1 protein-coding gene is annotated in these 719 nt (G+C 71.9%); it reads left to right on the forward strand.

From position 1 onward, the window contains the following. Positions 1-719 (forward strand): biotin carboxylase N-terminal domain-containing protein (locus JK363_RS41500; RefSeq protein ID WP_307822129.1); only part of this gene is annotated, 719 nt, incomplete at both ends.

Here is a 719-nt window from a genome sequence, read left to right on the forward strand (position 1 = left end):
AAGGTGCTCATCGCCAATCGTGGCGAGATCGCTGTCCGTGTTGCCCGTGCCTGTCGGGATGCCGGGATCGCCAGTGTGGCCGTCTACGCCGATCCGGACCGGGACGCTGTGCATGTGCGCGCGGCCGACGAAGCCTATGCGCTGGGCGGTGACACTCCGGCGGCCAGCTATCTCGACCAGGCCAAAGTCCTGGCCGCCGCCGCCGAGTCCGGCGCCGACGCCATCCACCCCGGCTACGGATTCCTCTCCGAGAACGCCGACTTCGCCCAGGCCGTCCTCGACGCCGGGCTGACCTGGATCGGCCCGCCCCCGCAGGCCATCCGCGACCTCGGCGACAAAGTCGCCGCCCGCCACATCGCCCAGCGCGCCGGCGCCCCCCTCGTCGCGGGCACCCCCGACCCCGTCTCCGGCGCCGACGAGGTCCTGGACTTCGCCCGCGAACACGGCCTGCCCATCGCCATCAAAGCCGCCTTCGGCGGCGGCGGACGCGGCCTGAAGGTCGCCCGCACCCTGGAAGAAGTCCCCGAACTCTACGACTCCGCCGTCCGCGAGGCCGTCGCCGCCTTCGGCCGCGGCGAATGCTTCGTCGAGCGTTACCTCGACAAGCCCCGCCACGTGGAGACCCAGTGCCTGGCCGACACCCACGGCAATGTCGTGGTCGTCTCCACCCGCGACTGCTCCCTCCAGCGCCGCCACCAGAAACTGGTCGAGGAGGCCCC

Origin of the sequence: Streptomyces coffeae (assembly GCF_016741875.1) — a bacterium.
GTDB lineage: Bacteria > Actinomycetota > Actinomycetes > Streptomycetales > Streptomycetaceae > Streptomyces > Streptomyces coffeae.